This is a genomic window from Pseudonocardia endophytica, assembly GCF_004339565.1.
In the GTDB taxonomy this organism is placed as follows: Bacteria; Actinomycetota; Actinomycetes; order Mycobacteriales; family Pseudonocardiaceae; genus Pseudonocardia; species Pseudonocardia endophytica.
This window is the reverse complement of sequence record NZ_SMFZ01000002.1, coordinates 2399443-2420000: the sequence shown is the minus strand read 5'-3', so window position 1 is coordinate 2420000 and position 20558 is coordinate 2399443. Positions and strand designations below refer to the sequence as shown.

20 protein-coding genes and 1 pseudogene are annotated in these 20558 nt (G+C 73.0%); 4 read left to right on the top strand and 17 right to left on the bottom strand.

The annotated features are described in order from the left end of the window. Positions 1–10 precede the first annotated feature (10 nt). The 17 genes and pseudogenes from EV378_RS30190 to EV378_RS30110 all read right to left on the bottom strand — a co-directional run bounded on the left by EV378_RS30190 (position 11) and on the right by EV378_RS30110 (position 16786). Positions 11–1024: a methyltransferase gene (locus EV378_RS30190; RefSeq protein ID WP_132430760.1), complete on the bottom strand. Its 1014-nt coding sequence runs from the start codon at positions 1022–1024 to the stop codon at positions 11–13. Further along, positions 1021–2532, bottom strand: a pseudogene (locus EV378_RS30185) (FAD-dependent monooxygenase); the annotation flags it as partial. The gene EV378_RS30190 and the pseudogene EV378_RS30185, both read right to left, overlap by 4 nt. After that, positions 2523–3479, bottom strand: coding sequence for an aromatase/cyclase (locus EV378_RS30180; protein WP_132430758.1), 957 nt, complete (start codon positions 3477–3479; stop codon positions 2523–2525). The gene EV378_RS30180 and the pseudogene EV378_RS30185, both read right to left, overlap by 10 nt. Before the next feature lie 31 nt (positions 3480–3510). Continuing rightward, the gene (locus tag EV378_RS30175) at positions 3511–4287 is read right to left on the bottom strand and encodes an SDR family NAD(P)-dependent oxidoreductase (protein ID WP_132430757.1); all 777 of its coding nucleotides are present in this window, start codon (positions 4285–4287) and stop codon (positions 3511–3513) included. 29 nt (positions 4288–4316) lie between these two features. After that, positions 4317–5684 (bottom strand): acetyl-CoA carboxylase biotin carboxylase subunit, encoded by a 1368-nt coding sequence (locus tag EV378_RS30170; RefSeq protein WP_132430756.1) that lies wholly within the window; start codon positions 5682–5684, stop codon positions 4317–4319. A gap of 4 nt (positions 5685–5688) precedes the next feature. After that, positions 5689–6204, bottom strand: coding sequence for an acetyl-CoA carboxylase biotin carboxyl carrier protein (locus EV378_RS30165; protein WP_132430755.1), 516 nt, complete (start codon positions 6202–6204; stop codon positions 5689–5691). Next, positions 6201–7901 (bottom strand): acetyl-CoA carboxylase, carboxyltransferase subunit beta, encoded by a 1701-nt coding sequence (gene accD, locus EV378_RS30160; protein ID WP_132430754.1) that lies wholly within the window; start codon positions 7899–7901, stop codon positions 6201–6203. Before accD ends, EV378_RS30165 begins: the two co-directional genes overlap by 4 nt. 44 nt (positions 7902–7945) lie before the next feature. Continuing rightward, positions 7946–8188 (bottom strand): acyl carrier protein, encoded by a 243-nt coding sequence (locus tag EV378_RS30155; RefSeq protein WP_132430753.1) that lies wholly within the window; start codon positions 8186–8188, stop codon positions 7946–7948. Beyond that, positions 8185–9426 (bottom strand): ketosynthase chain-length factor, encoded by a 1242-nt coding sequence (locus tag EV378_RS30150; RefSeq protein WP_132430752.1) that lies wholly within the window; start codon positions 9424–9426, stop codon positions 8185–8187. Before EV378_RS30150 ends, EV378_RS30155 begins: the two co-directional genes overlap by 4 nt. After that, positions 9423–10688, bottom strand: a complete 1266-nt coding sequence (locus EV378_RS30145; RefSeq protein WP_132430751.1) for a beta-ketoacyl-[acyl-carrier-protein] synthase family protein — start codon at positions 10686–10688, stop codon at positions 9423–9425. Before EV378_RS30145 ends, EV378_RS30150 begins: the two co-directional genes overlap by 4 nt. A gap of 17 nt (positions 10689–10705) precedes the next feature. After that, positions 10706–11032, bottom strand: a complete 327-nt coding sequence (locus EV378_RS30140) for a TcmI family type II polyketide cyclase (protein ID WP_132430750.1) — start codon at positions 11030–11032, stop codon at positions 10706–10708. Next, positions 10947–12539: an FAD-dependent monooxygenase gene (locus tag EV378_RS30135; RefSeq protein ID WP_132430749.1), complete on the bottom strand. Its 1593-nt coding sequence runs from the start codon at positions 12537–12539 to the stop codon at positions 10947–10949. Before EV378_RS30135 ends, EV378_RS30140 begins: the two co-directional genes overlap by 86 nt. After that, positions 12536–13216 (bottom strand): antibiotic biosynthesis monooxygenase family protein, encoded by a 681-nt coding sequence (locus EV378_RS30130; RefSeq protein ID WP_132430748.1) that lies wholly within the window; start codon positions 13214–13216, stop codon positions 12536–12538. The genes EV378_RS30135 and EV378_RS30130 overlap by 4 nt, the downstream gene beginning before the upstream one ends. A gap of 30 nt (positions 13217–13246) precedes the next feature. Continuing rightward, positions 13247–13978, bottom strand: a complete 732-nt coding sequence (locus EV378_RS30125; RefSeq protein WP_132430747.1) for a response regulator transcription factor — start codon at positions 13976–13978, stop codon at positions 13247–13249. A gap of 157 nt (positions 13979–14135) precedes the next feature. Then, the gene (locus tag EV378_RS30120; protein ID WP_132430746.1) at positions 14136–14933 is read right to left on the bottom strand and encodes an SDR family NAD(P)-dependent oxidoreductase; all 798 of its coding nucleotides are present in this window, start codon (positions 14931–14933) and stop codon (positions 14136–14138) included. A 193-nt stretch (positions 14934–15126) separates the two neighbouring features. Next, on the bottom strand, positions 15127–15897 hold the full coding sequence (locus EV378_RS30115; protein ID WP_132430745.1) for a response regulator transcription factor: 771 nt from the start codon (positions 15895–15897) through the stop codon (positions 15127–15129). Positions 15898–16261: 364 nt separating this feature from the next. After that, positions 16262–16786 (bottom strand): hemerythrin domain-containing protein, encoded by a 525-nt coding sequence (locus tag EV378_RS30110; protein ID WP_165922554.1) that lies wholly within the window; start codon positions 16784–16786, stop codon positions 16262–16264. A gap of 94 nt (positions 16787–16880) precedes the next feature. On the opposite strand from EV378_RS30110, the gene EV378_RS36830 reads away from it, so the two are divergent. From EV378_RS36830 to EV378_RS30095, 4 genes are all read left to right on the top strand, one after another. Continuing rightward, on the top strand, positions 16881–17009 hold the full coding sequence (locus EV378_RS36830) for a hypothetical protein (protein WP_279389670.1): 129 nt from the start codon (positions 16881–16883) through the stop codon (positions 17007–17009). 122 nt (positions 17010–17131) lie between these two features. Continuing rightward, positions 17132–18745, top strand: a complete 1614-nt coding sequence (locus tag EV378_RS30105) for an ABC transporter substrate-binding protein (protein WP_165922553.1) — start codon at positions 17132–17134, stop codon at positions 18743–18745. After that, positions 18742–19698 carry an ABC transporter permease gene (locus tag EV378_RS30100; protein ID WP_132430742.1) on the top strand — a complete coding sequence of 319 codons (957 nt, stop codon included), beginning with the start codon at positions 18742–18744 and terminating at the stop codon, positions 19696–19698. The genes EV378_RS30105 and EV378_RS30100 overlap by 4 nt, the downstream gene beginning before the upstream one ends. Beyond that, positions 19695–20549: an ABC transporter permease gene (locus EV378_RS30095; RefSeq protein WP_132430741.1), complete on the top strand. Its 855-nt coding sequence runs from the start codon at positions 19695–19697 to the stop codon at positions 20547–20549. Before EV378_RS30100 ends, EV378_RS30095 begins: the two co-directional genes overlap by 4 nt. Positions 20550–20558 lie beyond the last annotated feature (9 nt).

Sequence of the window (20558 nt, the reverse complement as noted above, 5' to 3'; positions counted from 1 at the left end):
CCGACCCCGGTCAGACCGGGCGCGCCTCGACGACACTGCACAGTCCACTGGGGACGACGCGGACCAGCTCCAGGCCCACGGCCTCGAACAGCGCGGCGAACTGGGCCTCGGTGCGCTGCCTGCCGTCGCACAGCAGCAACATGTCCAGGTCCATCAGGTTCACCGTCGGCGCCGGTCCGGGACCGTCCGGCATCACGGCCTCGACCAGCAACACCCGGCCGTCGGGCTTCATGACGTCGCGGCAGTTGCGCAGGATGTGCTGCGACCGTTCGTCGTCCCAGTCGTGGATGATGTTCGACAGGACGTACGCGTCCCCACCGGACGGCACCGAGTCGAAGAAGCTGCCGGCCACGGTCTCGCTCCGGTGCGCCACACCCGCCTCCTGCAGCCGGTCCGGGGAGACCACCCCGGGCTGGTCGTAGAGAACGCCGCGGGCGTCGGGGTTGGCGGCCAGGATGGCGGCCAGCAGCGCGCCACGCCCGCCCCCGACGTCGACGATCCGCTCGAACCCGCCGAAGTCGTACGCCGCGACCACCGGCGCGATCACCTGGTTCGACGTGCTCGTCATCGCGGCGTCGAAGATCTCCGCCGCGTCCGGGTGGTCGCGGAACCAGTCCCAGATCGGTGCCCCGTGGACGCTCTCGAAGGCCGAACGTCCGGTACGGACCGACTCGGTCAGGGCCGACCAGGTCCAACGGTCCGCGGGCGACCCCGTCCAGATCGCGAAGTCGCGCATGGACCCAGGGCCGTCGCTGCGCAGGGCGTGGCCGGCGTCGGTGAGCGCGAACCGGCGGCCCTCGCCCTCGCGGAACAGCCCGGCGTCGGAACAGGTGCGCAGCAGCCGGTACAGGGCGTCCGGGTGAACATCGAGGGCCGTGGCCAGCTCGTCGACCGGCCGCGGACCCCCGGCGAGCTCGTCGGCGACCCCGAGGCTCGCGGCCGCGCTGACGGCGGCCGAGAGCCAGCTCGCCGTGGCGAGCTGCAGGATCCGGGCGTAGGGCGGGGGATCGTGCACGGTGCTCATCGCTGTGTCCTCCGTGTCCTCTGTGTTCTCGAAGTGGCGGCGGCGCGCTTCGTCGCCGGGCCCCGGCGCGACGGCGAGCCGAACCATCGGGTCAGTGCCTTGAGCAGGCCGGTCGCGTTCGTGCCCGACCAGGCGAGGTGGCCGTCCGGGCGCACCACGGTCGCGACACCGTCCGGAGGACGGGCCACCACGATCCGCGGCTCCCAGACCGAGACGAGCTCTGGCCGGTCGGTGAGGACGATCCCTCGTCCGGAGCCCAGCACCTCGCCGCTGGGCACGATGCCCTCGGCGGTGTGCAGCAGCGTCGGGTGGAACCGTCGTCCACCGCCCGCATGTCCGTGGTGCCGGTAGTCGACGTCCAGTCCGCCGAGCGCGTCGGCCAGGTAGCGCTGCGCCGCGGGCCCACGCACGGCCTCGGCGAGCAGCGCCCGTACCGGGTCGACCTCCGGCCCGCCGAGCAGGAGCGACTCCTGGGCCATGACCCACTCCAGGGTCCGGGCGGCGACCGGGCGGCGCTCGTCGTGGTAGCTGTCGAGGACGCGGTGCGGGTCGCCCCGCAGCACACCGGCGAGCTTCCACCCCAGGTTCACCGCGTCCTGGAGCCCGACGTTGATGGCCTGCCCTCCGATCGGGAGATGCCAGTGCGCGGCGTCCCCGGCCAGCAGCACGCGACCGCGCCGGTAGTGGGTCACCAGCCGGTGCTCGTTGCCGAACGCGTCGGTCCACGACGCCCGGCCGCCGGTGAGGTCCTCACCGGTCACCTCGCGCCACGTCTCGACGATCTCGGCGAAATCCGGCGGGGCGGCCCGGGCCAGGGGCTGCTGCCCGAACCGGTGCACCATCACCCGGGTCACCCCGGCCGCGGTGTGCGCGACGGCGAACCCGTGCGGGGTGCGCTCGAAGCGCCGGTCCGGGATCCGGACGCCGGTCACGTCCGCCCGGAGCAGCTCCCGGGTGGCGGGCGCCTCGACCGACTCGAAACCGGCCAGCTCGCGGACCGGACCCGATCCACCGTCGCACCCGACGACGTAGCGGGCGCGGACCCGATGCGTGCCCGACGTCGAACCGACCTGCAACGACACCGTGTCCGGCCCGTCGTCGAGGTCGACCAGTCGCCTGCCCCGCAGGATCCGCGCTCCCGCCGACCGCGCACGATCGGCGAGGGCCAACTCGGTGCGGCGTTGCGGGACCTTCCACACGCCGGCGTGGGCACTGTCCGAACCGGACAGGTCCACCGGGATGCCGGCGAGATGGGTCCCCGACTCGGCGCGGGCCTCGCCCAGCAGCGTGTGCAGCCCGCGTTCGGCCAGCAGCTCGGCCGTGCGGGCGCTGAGCTGCCCGGCGCGGGACTCCCCCGTCGGCTCGGACAGCCGCTCCAGGACGACGACGTCGACGCCGGCCGAGCCGAGCTCCCCGGCCAGCATGAGCCCGACCGGCCCGGCGCCGACGACGACCACGTCCGCCGTGTCGACCGTGTCGATGCCGCCGTCCGCGGCGCTCACCGCGACTCCGCGTAGCGCTGCGCGAGCTCCAGGGTGGCCAGGCTGTTCCCGCCCAGCGCCCGGCGCAGATAGTCGCGCGCGTCACCGACGCCCGCCTGCGCACCCAGGACGTCGGCGATCTTCTCCTCGTTGATCCGGACGGTGTGGCGCGACGTGACCGACACCCGGCCACCCGGCCGGTCGGCGATCTGCCACTCGCCGGTGTGCAGCGTCATCAGCGGGGGGACGCGGGTCTGCTTGTAGACGATCCGCGAGTGCGGCCGGCACACCCGCACCGACTCGGTCGTGTGCGTCGAGCCGTCCTTGGTCCGGGTGTCCATCGCGAGCAGCTGCAGGCCCGGGGTGTCCTCCTCCAGCGACACCTTGGCCACGTGCGGCAGCCGTTCGTCCCAGAGCTGGGCCTCGTTGATGAAGTCGTAGACGTCGCGTCCGGCCCCGCCCACCTCGACCGAGTCCTCGAACGTGAACAGCAGCTCGGGCGCGGACGTCGCGCGCTCGAGATGCGACCGCAGGGCCTCCAGCTCCACGCGGCTGTTCCGGTCGACGGCCTGGTCGATCCACTGCAGGTCCGCTGGGTCGTCGCCGGCGGCGTGGTAGTCGTGCAGCAGCCGCACGCGCGAGCGCCCGCCGCCGGCGTCCTCGACGATCCAGGCGCCGCCCATCCCCCCGACCGGGGGCTGGGACACCTCCTGGCGGAACGTGATGCGGCGGGCGTCGGGGTCCAGCGTGCGGCGCGACGTCCAGGTCTTGGCCGTGCCGTTCGCGGTGGCCCAGATCCGGATCCGCTCGGAGCGTGCGGAGCCGTCCGGGCCGGTCTCGCGCTCGACGACCTCGACGTGCACGGTCGGGTGGAAGATCTCCGGCCAGCGCTCGACGTCGACGACGATCCGGTAGACGTCGACCGGCGGAGCGTCCACGAGCACCTCGTGCTCGGTCTCCCGGGTGGTCGGCATGATGATGGTCCCTCCTGGGTGGGTGGGGTGGTCAGAAGTTGCCGAGGCCGCCGCAGACGTTGATGGCCTGCGCGGCCACCGATCCGGCGGTGTCGGTGACGAGGTAGCCGACGAGACCGGCCACCTCGTCCGGGGTGGAGTACCGGCCGAGCGGGATCTTGGCCTCGAAGCGCTCGAGGATCTGCTCCTCGGTCGTGCCCCACGCGGCCGCGTAGCCCTCGCGCACGCGCTGGGCCATGGGCGTCTCGACGTAGCCGGGGCAGACGGCGTTGACCGTGATGCCGGTCTTGGCCAGCTCGTTGCCCAGCGCCTTGGTGAACCCGACGACCCCGTGCTTCGACGCCGAGTACGGAGCGCCCAGCACCACCCCCTGCTTACCGGCGGTGGAGGCGATGTTGACGATCCGGCCCCATCCGAGCTCGCGCATCCCACCCCGGGACAGGACGTCGCGGGTGACGAGGAAGACGCTGTGCAGGTTCGTGGCGATCACGTCGAACCACAGGTCGTCGGCGATGTCGGCGGTGACGCCGCCACCGCTGCGGCCGGCGTTGTTGACGAGCACCTCGACCGGGCCGTAGCGCTCCACGGCGGCGTCGACGAGCTCGCGGACGTCGTCGGGCGACCGGACGTCGCAGGCCCGGCCGTCGACGTCGTAGCCCTTCTCGCGCAGTCGCTCCACGGTCTGCGCGACGCGGTCGGCGTCTCGGGCGCACAGGTAGACCCGGTGGCCCTGGTCGGCGAGGTGCTCGGTCACGGCGAGCCCGATCCCGCTGGTGGCGCCCGTGACGACGGCGGTCCGTGCGGACATGGTCCCTCCTGGGGTGTGGACGGTCTGGTTCATGTGCCGGGATCCGGCGGGGACGCGAGCAGCCGCTCGACGATCCCGGTGTCGTGCTCGCCTGCCCGGAACTGCGGGTCGGACAGGACGCGGCGCAGGAAGCCGGACGTGGTGCGCACGCCGGGGCCGTCGACGCGGAACTCCGCGAGCGCGCGGTCCATCCGGGACAGCGCCTGCCCGCGGGTCGGCGCCCAGGTCAGCAGCTTGGCCAGCAGGGAGTCGTAGGTCGCCGGGACGCGGTAGCCGGGGTACCCGTGGGTGTCCACCCGCACGAACGGCCCGGCCGCGGGGACGAACTCGGTCACCACCCCCGGGGCGGGCGCGAACGACCGGTCCGGGTCCTCGACGTTGATCCGGCACTCGACGGCCGCGCCGCGGCGGGTCACGTCCTGCTGCCCGAACGCCAGCGGTTCCCCGGAGGCGATCCGGATCTGCTCCTGGACCAGGTCGATCCCAGTGATCATCTCGGTCACCGGGTGCTCCACCTGGATCCGGCAGTTGACCTCCATGAAGTAGAAGCGCCCGTCCGGGTCGAGCAGGAACTCGAACGTCCCGGCGCCGCGGTAGCCCACGGCCTGCGCGCCGGCCAGGGCCAGCCTGCCCATCTCCTCGATCCGCTCGGCGGGCACGCCCGGCGACGGGCTCTCCTCCAGCAGCTTCTGGTGCCTGCGCTGGACCGAGCAGTCCCGCTCCCCGAGGTGCACCGCGCCGCCGTGGCCGTCGCAGAGGACCTGGATCTCGACGTGGCGGGCGGACGGCAGGTAGCGCTCGACGAACACCCGCGGGTCGCCGAACAGCTGGCGTGCGTTCGCCGTCGTGGTCCGGTACGCGCGGGCGAAGTCGGCCGGGTCGTCGACGACGGCCATGCCCCGGCCCCCGCCCCCCGCCGCCGCCTTGACGATCACCGGGTAGCCGATCTCGGCGGCCAGCGCCTCCGCCTCGGCAGCCGACCGCAGCGGCTCGCGGCTGCCCGGCAGCAGCGGCACGCCGGCGGCGGCCATCGACGCCCGCGCCGCGACCTTGTCGCCCAGACTCGCGATGACCTTCGCCGGCGGCCCGACGAACGTCAGATCGTTGTCCTCGCACACCTCGGCGAAGTCCGCGTCCTCGGAGAGGAAGCCGTACCCGGGATGCACCGCGTCCGCCGCGGTCCGCCTGGCCGCCTCGATGATCGCCGGCACGTTCAGGTAGCTCTGCCGGGACGGTCCAGGTCCGATGTGGACGGCTTCGTCGGCGAACCGGACGACGGCCGAGTCACGGTCCTCGGTGGAGTACACGGCCACCGACCGGACACCCAGCTCGCGGCAGGCGCGGGCCACCCGCAGCGCGATCTCGCCGCGGTTGGCGATCAGGATCGTCTCGAGCACGTCCTCAGACCTCCCCCGGGTCGAGCACGAGCAGCGGCTCGGCGAACTCGACGGAGTCGCCGTCGGCGCGCAGGAACTCGACGACCCGGCCGGCCACATCGGACTCGACCGGCATCATCAGTTTCATCACCTCGACGATCCCGATCTGCTGGCCGGCCCGGACCAGGTCGCCCTCGGAGACGAACGGCGGCGCGCCGGGTTCGGGCGCCCGGTAGAACACGCCGACGGTGGGCGCCGTGACCGTCGCCCGGCCCGGGTCCGGCGGGGCGGCGTCGCGGGGCTCCGAGGACGCCGGCGGCGGGCCCACCGCGACCGGCTCGTGCACCCGCCCCCACTCGGCCTCCACCACGACGTCGCCGACCTGCACACGCAGCGATCGGGGCGGCGCACCACCCGCCGTCAACAGCGCCACCGCACTGCGCTGGACCTGCTCCAGCACGTCGGCCCGCCCCGGGTCGGCGTCCGGTGCGGTGGGCACGGCGGGGGCCGCGACGCCGTTCTGCCCGGTCCCGGCGCTCATGCGGTGGCCCGCCGTGGATTCGGGAAGTCCGGGCCGGGGCGCCCGAACGCCCGGAAACGGGCCCGGCGGCGGCGGACCAGCCGATCCGGGTCCTGGGCCGCGAGGCGGCGTAGATGTGCGGCGAGGACCGGGGCGACCCGCCCGACCCGCTCCGCGGTCGACGTCCCGGACGGCGCCTCGCGCACGACGCCGTCGACGACCCCGAGCTCGAGCAGGCTGCGCGCGTCCAGCTTCAGCGCGCCGGCCGCCGTGGGCGCCATCGAGGGGTCGTCCCACAGGATCGCGGCACAGCCCTCCGGGCTGATCACCGAGTACACGGCCCGCTCGGAGATCAGGACCTCGTCGGCGACGGCCAGCGCCAGCGCGCCGCCGCTACCGCCCTCTCCGATCACCATGCTCAGCACCGGCACCCGCAGCGCGGACATCAGCCGGATGTTCTCGGCGATCGCGACGGCCTGACCGCGCTCCTCGGCGTCCGGACCGGGGAACGCCCCCGGCGTGTCCACCAACGTCAGGACCGGCAGTCCCCACTTGGCGGCCAGCCGCATCAGCCTTGCGCTCTTGCGGTACCCGGACGGGTTGCCCATCCCGAAGTTGCGCGCGGTGAGCTCGGCGAGCGAGTGGCCCTTCTGGTGTCCGATGACCATCACCGGCTGGCCACCCAGCCGGGCCGGGCCGGCGACGATCGCCGAGCAGTCCCCACCGACCCGGTCGCCGCGCAGCTCCTCGAAGTCCTCGAACGCGCCGGCCAGGTAGTCCAGCGTCGTCGGCCGGTCCAGGTCGCGTGCCTGCTGCACGGCGTGCCACGCGTCGACCGCCGGCAGCGCGGACGGGTCGCGGACCACATCGGGCGCAGCCGTCGGGTGATCGTCGGAAACCGGTGGCGGGTCTCCCGCGGCGAGCAGCCGCCCGAGCGTCGCGCGCAGCTCCGAGCGCGGCCGGATCGCGTCGATCATGCCCTGCTCCAGCAGCATCTCCGCGCTCTGGAAGCCGTCCGGCAGCTCCTGGCGGATCGTCTGCTCGATCACCCGCCGCCCGGCGAACCCCAGCCGGGCGCCCGGCTCGGCCACGATGACGTCGCAGAGCGTGGCGAACGACGCGGCCACACCGCCATAGGTCGGGTCCGTGACCAGCGCGATCGTGGGCACGCCCGCCTCGTCGAGCCGACCGAGCGCGGCACTGGTCTTCGCCATCTGCATGAGCGCGATCGCGCCCTCCTGCATCCGCGCACCACCGGACGCGGACACCAGCAGCAGGGGCACCGACCGGCGCAGGGCGGCCTCGGCCGCGAGCGTGACGGCCTCGCCCACGGCGGCGCCGAGCGAGCCGCCGAGGAAGCGGAAGTCCATCGCCGCGACGATCAGTGGCCGATCACAGATCCGGCCGGACGCCACGAGTACTCCCTCGTCGAGCCCGGTGTGCAGCCGCGCCCGCTCGAGACGCTCCGGGTAGGGCGCGGTGTCGGTGAACTCCAGGACGTCACGGCTGGACGCGCTGACGTCCAGCATCTCCGCCGACCCCGGGTCGAGCAGCTGGTCGAGGCGCTGGCGGGCGGTCAGGCGGTGGTGGTGACCGCAGTCCGGGCAGACGAGCAGGTCCCGGGCCAGCCGTCGGCCGTAGAGCACTCCGCCGCAGGACGGGCACAGCGACCAGTCCGCGTGGCCGTGCTCGGATCGGGTGTCGAGTGCGATCGACATCGGTTCTCCCCCTGACGGCGCCACGGCACCGTCCGTCGTGACCGTCACCGGTTGGCCAGCGCGAGCAGGGCGCGCGGCGTCCTGCTCTCGGCCAGGGCGTCGTCGTCGAGATGGATGCCGTACTCGCGGCTGATCCGCGCCGCGGTCTCCAGGACCGCGATCGAGTCGTAGCCCAGGGAGTCGAACTCGACGTCGAGGATGTTCGCGTCGAGGTCCACCCCCTCGTCGGTTCCGGCGCCCTCGCGCAGGATCCGGGTGAGGTCGGTCAGCGTCAGTCGCTCGGTCATCGGTGTTCTCCCAGGTGATCGGGCCGGTGGGTGTGGTCGGTCCGGACGACGACGGCCGAGTTGAAGCCGCCCTCGCCGCGGGCCAGCACGACGGCGGTGTCCAGGCGGGTCCGTCGCGCCGCGGTGACCAGGTCGATCGGGTGGTGGCTCGCGAGCTGCGGGCCCGGGGTGGGCGGGACGACCCCGTCGCGCAGCGCCAGCAGCGCCGTCGCGACGTCCAGGGACCCGGCCCCGGCGCCCAGCCGACCGGTCAGGACCTTCGGGGCGGTGACCGGGACCGCCCGGTCACCGAACACGTCGGCGATCGCACGGGACTCGACGCGGTCGAGCCGGTCGTCCGCGGCCGCATCGGCGAACACGATGTCCACGTCGGACGGTCGGACGCCCGCGTCGTCCAGTGCGCCCCGGATCGCCCGGCGCAGCGCAGGCTCCCGGTCGCTGCCGGGCGGCGGGTCGAACGTGGCGCAGTAGCCTGCGATCTCGCCGTACACGGGTGCGTTGCGGGCCAGTGCCGCATCACGCTCCTCCAGCACCAGCAGGGCCCCGCCCTCGCCGGGCAGGTGCCCGGCCGCCGCGCCGTCGAACGGCAGGTACGCGGTCGCAGGGTCGGTCCCGGTGCTCAGCCGGCCGCCGGCCAGCTGGGCGACCCAGCCCCACGAGCACAGCGACCCGTCCACCCCGCCGGTGACGACCAGGGCGTCGCCCCGCCGGATCCGACGTCGGGCCTGGCCGATCGCGTCGAGGCCGCCCGCCTGGTCGGACACCAGCACGCCGCTCGGCCCCTTCAGCCCGTTGCGGATCGAGATCTGGCCGGTGTTCACCGCATAGAACCAGGCGAAGGCCTGGTAGGCGCTGACGTACTCGCCGCCGCGGCTCCACAGCGCCTCCAGCTCCCGGTGCCCGAACTCGAACCCGCCGGCTGAGCTGGCCGTGACGACCCCGGACCGCAGCGCGGGCAACTCATCCGGCGTGACGCCCGAGTCCGCCAGCGCCCGGTCCGCGGCGACCAGCGCGAGCCGGGTCATGTGGTCGGTCTGCGGCAGCAGACGTCCCGGCAAGTGGTCCTCGGCCCGGAACCGGCGCACCTCACCGGCCAGCCGGGACGGGTAGCCCCGTGCGTCGAAGCGGGTGATCTCGCCGATGCCGCTGCGGCCCGCCAGTGTCTCGGCCCAGTGCTCCTCGGCGCCGAGACCGGTGGGGGCGACCACGCCGAGCCCGGTCACCACGGTGGTGGTCATCGGTCGGTCCCCTCGGCCTGCAGGACCATCGCGCTCTGGAAGCCGCCGAACCCGCTGCCGACCGACAGGACGGCGTCGGTGCGCCAGTCCCGCGCCGTCAGCGGCACGTAGTCCAGGTCGCACTCCGGGTCGGGCTCGTGCAGGTTCGCGGTCGGCGGGACGACGTCGTGGCGGATCGCGAGCACCGACGCGGCGATCTCGATCGAGCCGATGGCGCCCAGCGAGTGCCCGACCATCGACTTCACCGAGCTGACCGGCGTCCGGTAGGCGTGGTCGCCGAGGCTGGTCTTGAACGCCGACGTCTCGTGCCGGTCGTTCTGCTTCGTTCCCGATCCGTGTGCGTTGACGTAGTCGATCCGCTCGGGCGGGATCCGCGCCTCGTCCAGCGCGGCCCCGATCGCCGCCGCCATCTCGGCACCGTCCGCGCGCAGCCCGGTCATGTGGAACGCGTTGCAGCGCGACGCGTAGCCGGTGACCTCGGCGTACACCTGCGCGCCGCGGCGTCGGGCGTGGTCGAGCTCCTCCAGGACGAACACCGCGGCGCCCTCGCCGAGCACGAACCCGTTGCGGGTCGCGTCGAACGGCCGCGACGCCCGTTCCGGCTCGTCCGTGCGCGGCGTGGTCGCCTTGATCGCGTCGAAGCACGCCAGGGTGATCGGGGAGATCGGCGCGTCGGTGGCGCCGGTCAGCATCACCTCCGCCGTGCCCTCGCGGATCAGCTCGACGGCGTGCCCGACCGCGTCCAGGCCGGACGTGCAGCCGGTGGAGACGACCGTGACCGGCCCCTCGGCTCCGCCGGTCCAGGCGACCTCGGACGCGAACGAGCTCGGGACGAGGTAGTTGTAGAGGTGCGGGACGGCGTAGCGGTGGTCGACCAGCGACAGCCGGCCGTCGTCGCTCACGACCCGGTACTCGTCCTCCAGCCCGGTCGTCGCCCCGACCGCGGTGCCGATCGTGACCCCGAGCCTGGTCGGATCCAGGTCGCCGAGCTCGATTCCGCTGTCCTGCACGGCCTCTCGGGTCGCGACGACGGCGAGTTGCGCCCCGCGGTCCATCCGACGGATCTCCTGCGGGGACAGTCCGTGCAGTGCCGGATCGAAGTCGATCTCCGCGGCGACCTGCGAGCGGAACGGCGACGGGTCGAAGAACGTGATCCGGCGGGTCGCCGTCCGCCCCTCGCCGAGCAGGCTCCAGAACTCCTTCGCGCCGATCGCACCGGGGGCCAGCACCCCGAGGCCCGTGATGGCGACACGTCGTGTCATGTCCTCCACTCCCCCGTTCAGCCCGCGGACCAGTGGTAGAAGCGGGTCGCCATCGCGTCCCGCGGCGAGCGCCAGGTGTCCGGGTCGTAGGCGCCGATGAACGGCTTGAGGTCCGCGCTGATCTGCACGAACTCGGGCCGGGTGCGCGCCTCCTGGATCGCGTCGCCCCCGCCGTCGCCGTCGAAGTCCTGGAGGTGGAAGTAGAGGCCGCGGTAGTGGAACAGCTCGCGCCGCCTGGTCCCCATCAGGTGCGGCGTCTCAGTCCTGTCGAACTCGGTGAACAGCCTGCCCACCGACTCGTGCGCCTCCGGGTCCATCCGGGCGACGATCAGCGTGCTGTACATGGGTGAGCTCCTCCTGCGGAGTCGTGGTGTCCGGTGTGGACGGATCAGGGGCGCCGAACCACCGGCGCAATGCCGTGGGCAGGCCCGCGGCGGAGTCGCCGGCCCACGCGACGTAGCCGTCCGGCCGGACGAGCACCGCCGTGCGGCTCGGCCAGTCCTGGCCGGGCGCACCGACGACCGGGTCCACCCGGCCGGCCCACGGCGAGGTCGACCGGACCAGCACCCCGGTGGGGTCGAACAGCACTCCGTGCCCGGCGTGCAGCCGCTCGGCTGCGGGCGAACCGCCGAAGCGGAGCGGGCGCAGCCGGGCACCGAGCCATGGGTGGTCGCCGGGCCCGACGTCGTAGCGGACGTCGAAGCCGCTGACCATGCCGATCAGTACGCGGGCGACCTCGGGCAGCGCGAGCAGCTCGGCCGTCACCGCGCGGAGCGGCTCGACCTCGGAGCCGCTGAGGTAGAGGTGCCCCTGGGCCAGCGTGTTGCGCAGCACCCGGGCGCCGACCGGGCGGCGCTCCGTGTCGTAGGTGTCGAGCAGGTCCGGCGGCGCGTCGCCACGCACGGTCGCGGCCAGTTTCCACCCGAGGTTGACCGCGTCCTGCACCCCGAGGCTCAGCCCCTGACCGCCGGCAGGGAGATGCACGTGCGCGGCGTCCCCGGCCAGCAGCACGCGCCCTCGCCGGTAGCCGTCCACCTGTCGTGTGGCGTCGGTGAACACGCTGACCCACCGGGTCTCGGCACCGTGCAGGCTCTCCCCGGTCAGGCTCTCCCAGGCATCGGCCACCTCGTCGAACGACGGCGCCCGGTCCCGCGTGCGGTGCGGCGCCTCGCGCGGGCACACGATGATCCGGTCGACGCCGGGCTCCAGCGGGGCGGACATCACCATCCCGCCGGGGACGCGCTCGCCGATGAACCGCGGCCGGATCCCGGCACCGACGACGTCGGCCAGGTACATCTCGCGGGTCGCGTCGGTGCCCGGGAACGCGAACCCGGCCAGGCCGCGGACCGTGCTGCGGCCACCGTCACAGCCGACGAGGTACCGGGCGGTCAGCGCGAACGGCCCGGACGGCCCGGTCACGTCCGCGACGACCCGGTCCGGGAGGTACTCCAGACCGGTCAGCTCGGTTCCCCGCAGGATCGTCGCGCCCAGCTCTGCAGCCCACCGCTCCAGCACCGCCTCGACCCGGTGCTGGGGCACGCCCCGCGCACCGAAGTGCGCCCCGTCGAGCAGGCCGAAGTCGAGCGGGATGCCCCCGAAGTGTCCCTGCCGGGACACCTCGACGTCGCCGCACCGGTGCAGCAGCCCGCGCTGGTCGAGGATCTCGGCGGCACGGGCGGTGAAGCCGAGGCCGCGGGACTCCTCGCTGGGGCGGTCGCGCCGTTCGACCACGACGACGTCGACGCCGCCGAGCCGGAGCTCACCGGCCAGCATCAGCCCGACCGGGCCTGCACCGACGACGAGCACCGAGGCGTCGACCCGGCCGACGTGCGGGGGCGGCGTGGTCGTCACGGCGCCGACCTCGTGTGCACGACCCGGTAGGTGTTCGACCACCGGTCGGTGACCAGGCCGCCCGCGATCTCACGGCCGCGGCGGACGTCGACCGGGCGCTCGTTCTCCGGCAGGTGGTGGAAGGCGTCGTAGGTCTCCTTGCTCTCCCACTGGGCGTAGTTGACCAGGAACGTCCCGTCCAGGCCGCGCAGGTAGCTGTGCGAGCGGTAGCCCGGCACCGTCGTGAGCCATCCGTCCGGCTTGGCCAGGGTGTCGACGAGCTCGGTCTGGTCCGTCGGATCCACGGTCAGCAGGACGATCACCGTGTGGTCGCCGCGGTCCGGCGTGAGCTCGACCGGCTCGAGCGTTGTCGTGGGGTTCTGCTGGGAGAACACGACCTCGGTCTGCAGCAGCCGGATGAACGTGGACAGCTCGCGGAACTCCGGGACGGTCTCGTGCCGGAACGTCGCTCCGGCGTAGCGCTCCTCGAGGTCCTCCCGGCTGCGCCACTGGATGTAGTTGGCCGTCCCGCGCTCGTCCTGGCCGGCGTGCAACGTCGAGGAGACCCACCCGGGGTAGTCCGCGGTGTCGATGATTCCGGTCATCACCTCGATCAGGCGGTCCTGGCCCGCGGTCGTCTGCGCACCGAACAGGTTGAGAACCGTGAGATGACCGTCCTCGACGGACAGGTGTGCCATGTCGTCCTTCTTTCTGCTTTTCGGCGTGACTCAGCGAGTCTGGAGATCTACTGTCGAGAATTGGTCCCCGACGGGCTCCGCAGGATTGGAGGAGTCGTCGTCCCACCATCCGATCCGGAATCCGACCCCGCGAATGTTGAGAATTGCGCGCTGATAACCGAGCTTCTGTCGCAGGCTGCTCACGTGGGTGTCGATGGTCCGGTTCGCCAGCCCGTAGTCGTCGGCCCAGACCTCGGCCATGATCTCCCGGCGGGACACGACCCGGGACGGATCGTCGGCGAGCAGGCGCAGCAGGTCGAACTCCTTGCGCGTCAACGTCAGCGACCGTCCGTGCAGGAACACCTCACGGGACTCCGGCGTGAGCACCAGCGGCCCGCAGACGATCGAGCCGGCGTCTCCGGCCACCGGCGGGAACCGCCGTAGCGAGACCTCCGCCCTGGCCAGCAGCTCACCGATGCAGTACCCGGCCGGGAGGTAGGCGTCCATGCCCGCCTCCAGCGCGGCGCGCCGGTCGAGCGAGGTGTGCCGCACCACGACGCCGATGATCGGCACCGCGCACCGTCGGCGAATCAGGGCGCACACCTCGCGGCTGGACAGGTCGACCGGCTCGACGCCGAGCACGACGAGGTCCACACGGGCGGCCTCGCGCACAGCCTCCGTCCCGGTCACGACCCGGCTCGCGTCGAACCCGCGCCGCCGGAACGAGTCGGTCAGCGCGATCGCCTCCACCGACTCCACCTCGGCCACCAACACCCGTGCCATCTCGTCGCCCCCCGACGTCCTCGCAGGTCACCCGGCCGTCGTGGCGCCCTCGACGTCGAGGGACCCACCGGTGGCCGATCCGGACAGGTCCCCCTCGACCTCGATCTGTCGTGCTCCGCGCGCGTACGACGACATCGGCGCGCGGGTTCCTCCCGTGTCAGCCGGCGGCACCGCCGGAGGCCGCGACGCGCTGGCCCGTGGTCCACCGGCTGCGCTCGGACACCAGGAACTCGACGAGGTCGGCGACGTCGTCGGTCGTCCCGCAGCGCCCGAACGGCGAGAGGCCGGCGAGCCGGTCGCGCAGGACCGGGTCGGACAACGCGGGGTCACCGACGTCGACGATGCCGGGCGCGACCGTGTTGACCGTGATCCCACGAGCGGCCAGCGGACGGGCCAGGTGCAGCGTCAGCATCTCGAGCGCGGCCTTCGACATCGCGTGCGCCAGCTCCTGCTGCGGGTCGACCGGCTCGGCGATGCGGGTCAGCCCGCTGGAGACGTTCACGACGCGCGCGCCACGCGCCAGCAGCTCCGTCACGCGCTGGAGCAGCAGGAACGGGGCGCGGGCGTTGACCGCGAAGAGCCGGTCGACGTGCGCGCCGGTCACCTGCCCGAACGGGGTGCGCGAGGTGATCCCCGCGTTGTTCACCACGATGTCCAGACGGGGTTCGACGCCGTGCGACCGCAGGCCCGCCACCACCGCCTCGGTGAGGCGGTCCCCGTCGTCGTGGTCGCCGAAGTCGAGGTCGACGGCGAACGCGGTGCGACCGGCGGCGGTCAGCGACTCGACGAGCTCCTTCACCGCGTCGGGCTCTCCGGCCGACTCGTCGGCCACGGAACTGTGGTGGACGGCGACCAGCGCGCCGGCTGCGGCGATCCGGTCCACGATCGCGCGACCGATTCCCCGGCTTCCGCCCGTAACGAGAGCGACTTTGCCGGCGAGTGACGAATCAGCCACCGTCGCCCTCCCTCGTTCCGATCTCGAATCGCATGAATTCGATGGTGACCGGAGCGAACGCGGCGGGCAAGGCCGAGATGTTCAGGAAAATGCAACAGCGTTGTCGCCGGCACGGCTCCTGTCACAACCACCTGAATGTGAGCCCGGACACGATTTCATTGATTCGCATTCTTCGTTGTACCCCGGTGGTGAATCAGACCGTCCGCAGCGATCCGCCCATCCGGAACCCGACGCCGTGCACCGTGACGATCCACGCCTTCTCCCCGAGCTTGCGTCGCAGCCGCGCGATGGTCGTGTCGATGGCGCGACCCGCGACGTCCGGGGTTCCCCACACGGCCTCGCTGATCTGCGACCGGGTGAACACCGCGTCCGGGTTCGACGCGAACAGGGCCAGCAGCTCGTGCTCGGTCGGGGTGAGCAGGATCGGCACCCCGTTCACCTGCACGCCAGGTGGCCTGCGGCGCAACCGCATCGGCCCGACGTCGACGGTGTCCCCGTCCACGGACACGTCCCGCCGGGCGGCGCACCGGGAGCGGCGCAGGACGGCGCGCACCCGGGCGGCCAGCTCGACACCGCACCAGTGGCCCGCCACGTGGTCGTCGAGCCCGGCCTGCAGGCTGCGGATGCCGCCACAGGCACCGGTGCGCCGGCTCAGACCGATGATCGGGACGGTGCTCCTGCGGCGGATCCGGCGACAGCTCGCGAGCCCGCCGAGGGCGCGCGAGTCCAGATCGAACAGGACGGCGTCGGGCGTCGCGCGGAGCTCGTCGTGCAGCTCGTGGGCGACACGTACGTCGACGTCGTGACGTCGCAGGTCGCCGGCCAGCGGCGCCCATCTCCGTCCACGGGCGACGACCAGGTCCACGGTCACGCGGACGTCGACGGGTGTCCGCGGATCGGGCACCAGGGGACGGGCGGGCGCCGTGTTCGCGGCGTGTGGGCCGATCGGGAGAGGATCGGGCATCGGACGGCTCCTGGGCCGGGGACCGGTGGCGGACGACTGCGCCGCGCGGATCCGCCCCCGGGGTGACGTGCGGTCGGGTCAGGAGCGGACGCTGCGGCCGTGGCGACACTGGCTCGCCCAGCTACGGCAGAAGTCGACGTAGCGCCGGCGCCGGTGCAGAACGAGGGGCAGGGCGGGCACGGCGCCGTCGCACAGGACGCTCCGCAACGCTCTCCACCCCCTCGGCGCACGTCTCCCGGAACATCATGCCCGTCACCAGGGGATACGCACTCTCCGTTACACGAGGAAACCAGCCGGGTGCGCGCAGTGTCAACGATGTCACGCCCACCTCGGGCGTGGGTCACAGCAGCCCGGGGCAGGCGGGTCAGATCGGCGCGGGCAACCGGCCCAACGCGTCGTGCAGGGCCTCCTCCTCGTGGGCCAGGTGGGCGCGCAACAGCACGGTCAGCTCGTCGACGATCCCGATCAGCTCGGCGACCAGGCTCCTGGTGCCGTCCGGTGCGGACCGCGACAGCCGCACCAGCACGTCGTCGAGACGCCGGGCGACGGCGGCGACGGCTCGATGTTCGGCGTCCAACCGGTCGACCACGGGCCCGAGGTCGGGCTGGACGCCGAGCACGGCGGGGAACATCTCGACGTCCTCGCGGACGTGGTGGCGGGCGAGCACACCGCAGTAGGCCTCACAGAACGCGCCCAGGTCCCAGCGGTGCCCGGTGACGGCGAGCGCGTTGATCGTCGCGCGCGCCTCGCGCACGCCGACCTCTCCTGCCCCGACCTGCGCGGCCAGGGCGCGCAGCTGGTCCAGCTCCGTGCGCAGCCAGTCGTGGGCGCGGTGCAGGGACGCCCGGTACCGGAGCCCGAACTCGGTCTCCGGCCCGTCGGACGTCACCGGGCACGCCCCCTCTCCTGATCGGACATCGACTCCGGCGCCTCCGCACTCCAGCCCGTTGCAGTTTGCCGTGCACGGTGTAATGTACCCAATCGTGGCCAGCGCACTCCTCCGTGGCGTCGACGGGATCCCGACCGTCGTCGCGGTGTCGCCATCGCTGCTGACCGTGCGCCGCCACGTGGACCTCTGCCTCACCGACAGCGGGCTCTGTCACCGGCGGTGACACCTCGGCGCCCGAGCGGCGTCGCACAGTTCGCCACTGCGGCGACAACTCACGAGTCCGGCTCCATGTCCGGCTCGGCCTGCCACCGGGCCGTCGGCCCCTGTTCCCACCAGGAGCACCCCGTGACACCAGTTCGACGTCGCCACCTGCGTCGACGCCTCTTCCGACAGGCCGCCGCGACCGCGGTCCTCGGACTGCTCGTGGCCGGTTGCTCGTCGGAGGCATCCGTCGGGTCCGGCGATGCGGGCGGACCCCCGGAGCCGGGCGGGACGCTGACGATCGCGCTGCCGTCCGACCCGACCTGCCTGGACCCGCAGCAGACCGGTCAGCTCGCCTCCACCGAGATCTCCCGGTCACTGGTGGACACGCTCACCGACCAGGACCCGCGCACCGGCAAGATCGTCCCGTGGCTCGCGGAGTCGTTCACGGCCAGCCCGGACACGAAGTCGTTCTCGTTCGTACTGCGTGAGGGCGTCACCTTCAGCGACGGCACACCCGTCGACTCGGCCGCCGTGAAGGCAACGTTCGACAAGCTCGTCGGGCTCCCCAGCACCGGCGCACCCGCCTACCTCAAGGGCTACACCGGGACCACCGTCACCGACGCCCGGCACTTCACCGTCGGCTTCGGCAGCCCGAACGCGCAGTTCCTGCAGGCCACCTCGATCCCGGGTTTCGGCATCCTGTCACCGGCCACGGCGAACACGCCGCTGGCCGACCGGTGCCGCGGCCAGTACGTCGGCTCCGGCCCGTTCGTGCTCGACCACTACACACCCGACCAGGAGGTCGTGCTGCGCAAGCGGCCCGACTACAAGTGGCCGTCGCAGCTGTCGCCGAACACCGGCGCGGCGTACGTCGACGAGGCGAAGTTCCTGTTCGTGCCCGAGGCGGGCGCGCGGTCGGGGGCGCTGAGCTCGGGCCAGGTGCAGGTTGCCGAGCAGGTGCAGCCCACCGACCAGGACCAGTTCCGGCAGCCCGGTTTCCGCCTGCTCGACATCCCGACGCCCGGCGTCGTCCCTCCGCTCTCGCTCAACCACGTCGGGCCGCTGGCCGACGAGAAGGTGCGCAAGGCGCTCCTGATCGGGATCGACCGGCAGGAGCTCGTGAACACGGTCTTCGGCTCCACCGGGAAGCCCGCGACGAGCGTGCTGGCCGCCAGTACCCCGTACTACACCGACCAGAGCACGTACCTGCGCTATGACCCCGCGCAGGCCGGCGCGCTGCTCGATGCCGCGGGCTGGGTGCAGGGGCCGGACGGGATCCGGATCAAGGACGGCAAGCGGCTCACCCTGAACTGGCTGATCCCGGCGCCGACTCCCCCGGCGAACGAGCCGGTGCAGCAGCAGCTGCGCAAGATCGGCGTCGAGGTCCGGCTCAACCCGGTCGCCCCGCCCAAGTACGTCGAGCAGCAACAGAAGGGCCAGTTCGACCTGACCGCCGTCGCGGTCACCCGGGCCGATCCGGACATCCTGCGGAACCTGTTCTTCACGGGCGGTGCGAACCTGTGGCACCTCCCGCCGAGCCAGCTCGACGGCTTCCTGACCCAGCAGGCCGGCGCGAACAACGAGCAGGCTCGCCAGGAGGCGGTCACGAAGGCCGTGCAGTGGATCCTGGAGCACGCGGACACGGTGCCGCTCTACGAGACCACCCTGATCCACGCCGTGTCCGACGACGCCCACGACCTGCGGGCCGACGGGTCCACCCGGCTGGCGTTGCAGAGCGCCTGGGTGTCCGGATGAGTGTGGGGTTCGCGCTGGCGCGGGCGGGCCGGGCGTTGTTCGTCGTGTGGGCCGCGTTCACGCTGACCTTCGTCCTGCTGCGGCTACTCCCGGGCGATCCCGTCGCGCTGATGCTCAGCGGCCGCAACGGCTTCGACGCCGTACCGGCCGAGGAGGTGGCCCGGGTCAAGGCCGAGCTGGGCTTCGACCGCCCGCTTCCGGTGCAGTACCTCGAATCGTTGCTCAACGCCCTGCACGGCGACTTCGGGGTGTCCATCCAGACCGGCCGCCCGGTCTCGGAGATGATCGTCGCAGCCCTCCCGCCGACGCTGCAGATCGGGATCGCCGGCCTGCTGCTCGCGTTGCTCGGTGGCGCGGCGCTCGGGGTGGCGGCGAACCTCGTCCGCTCTCCCGCGCTCGGTCAGCTGCTGCGGTCGCTGCCGTCGTTGTCGATCTCCGTGCCGTCGTTCTGGCTCGGTCTGGTGCTGATCCAGGTCTTCGCGCTGCACTGGCGCCTGTTCCCGTCGCTCGGCGGGTCCGGGGTGGCCGGCGCGGTACTGCCGGCGATCACCCTCGCCGTCCCGGGCGCTGCGATGGTCGGCCAGGTCCTCGCGAAGAGCCTGCACGACACGTTGACCGAGGCACACACCGACACGGCCCGGGCGACCGGCGCCGGTCCGGTCCGGATCGTGCTCACCCGCGGCCTGCGCAACGCCGCGATCTCCTCGCTGACCGTCGCCGGTCTGCTGGTCGGCGGCATGATCGGCGGCGCCGTCGTCGTCGAGACCGTGTTCTCCCGACCCGGGATGGGCCGGATCACGCAGGCCGCCGTCGGGGCCCAGGACCTGCCGGTCGTGCAGGGCGTCGTGGTCGTGGCATCCGTGGCGTTCGTGCTGGTCAACCTGGCCGTCGATCTGCTCTACCCGGTGCTCGACCCGCGGATCCGGTCGACCGGCGTCCTGGTGGCGGCATGACGGCCCCCGACGTGCTCGAGCCGGTCCAGCGGGCGGAACGACGCCCGGTCCGGGTGCGGCCCGGCGTGGTGGTGTCGGTGCTGGTCCTGCTGGTCGTCGCGGGGTGGGCGGTGCTGCCGGACCTGTTCACCGGCGTGAGCCCGATCGACGGCAGCTCGACGACGAAGTTCCGGCCGCCGAGCTGGGCGCACCCGTTCGGCACCGACCAGATCGGCCGGGACCTGTTCGCCCGCGTCGTGCACGGGGCGGGGCCGTCACTGCAGGCCGCGCTGATCGCGATCACGCTCGCGCTCGGCCTGGGTGTCCTGTTCGGACTGCTGGCCGGCTTCCTCGGCGGCTGGGTGGAAGCCGTGATCATGCGGGTGGTCGAGGTCCTGCTGTCGATCCCGCCCGTGCTGCTGTCGCTGACGATCATCAGCGCGATCGGGTTCGGGACCGTCGAGGTCGCCGTCGCGGTCGGGCTGACCAGCGTCGCCGCGTTCACCCGGCTGATGCGCGGTGAGGTGCTCCGGATCCGGACGGCCGCCTACGTCGAAGCCGCGATCATGTGCGGGACCCGGTGGTGGTCGATCCTGCCCCGCTACGTGCTGCCGGCGTCGGTGGGCCCGGTGCTGGCGCTCGCCGCGCTCGACTTCGGCCTGGTGGTGCTCGCCGTGTCCTCGCTGAGCTTCCTCGGCTTCGGCCAGCCGCCGCCCGCACCGGAGTGGGGGTCGCTGGTGGCCGACGGGCGCAACTACCTCGCGACGGCGTGGTGGCTGACGGTCGTGCCCGGCGCCGTCGTGGCCGCCGTCGTTCTCGCGGCCAACCGGCTGTCCCGGCTGCTGGACGCGGACCGCAGGAGGGGCGCATGAGCACCGCCG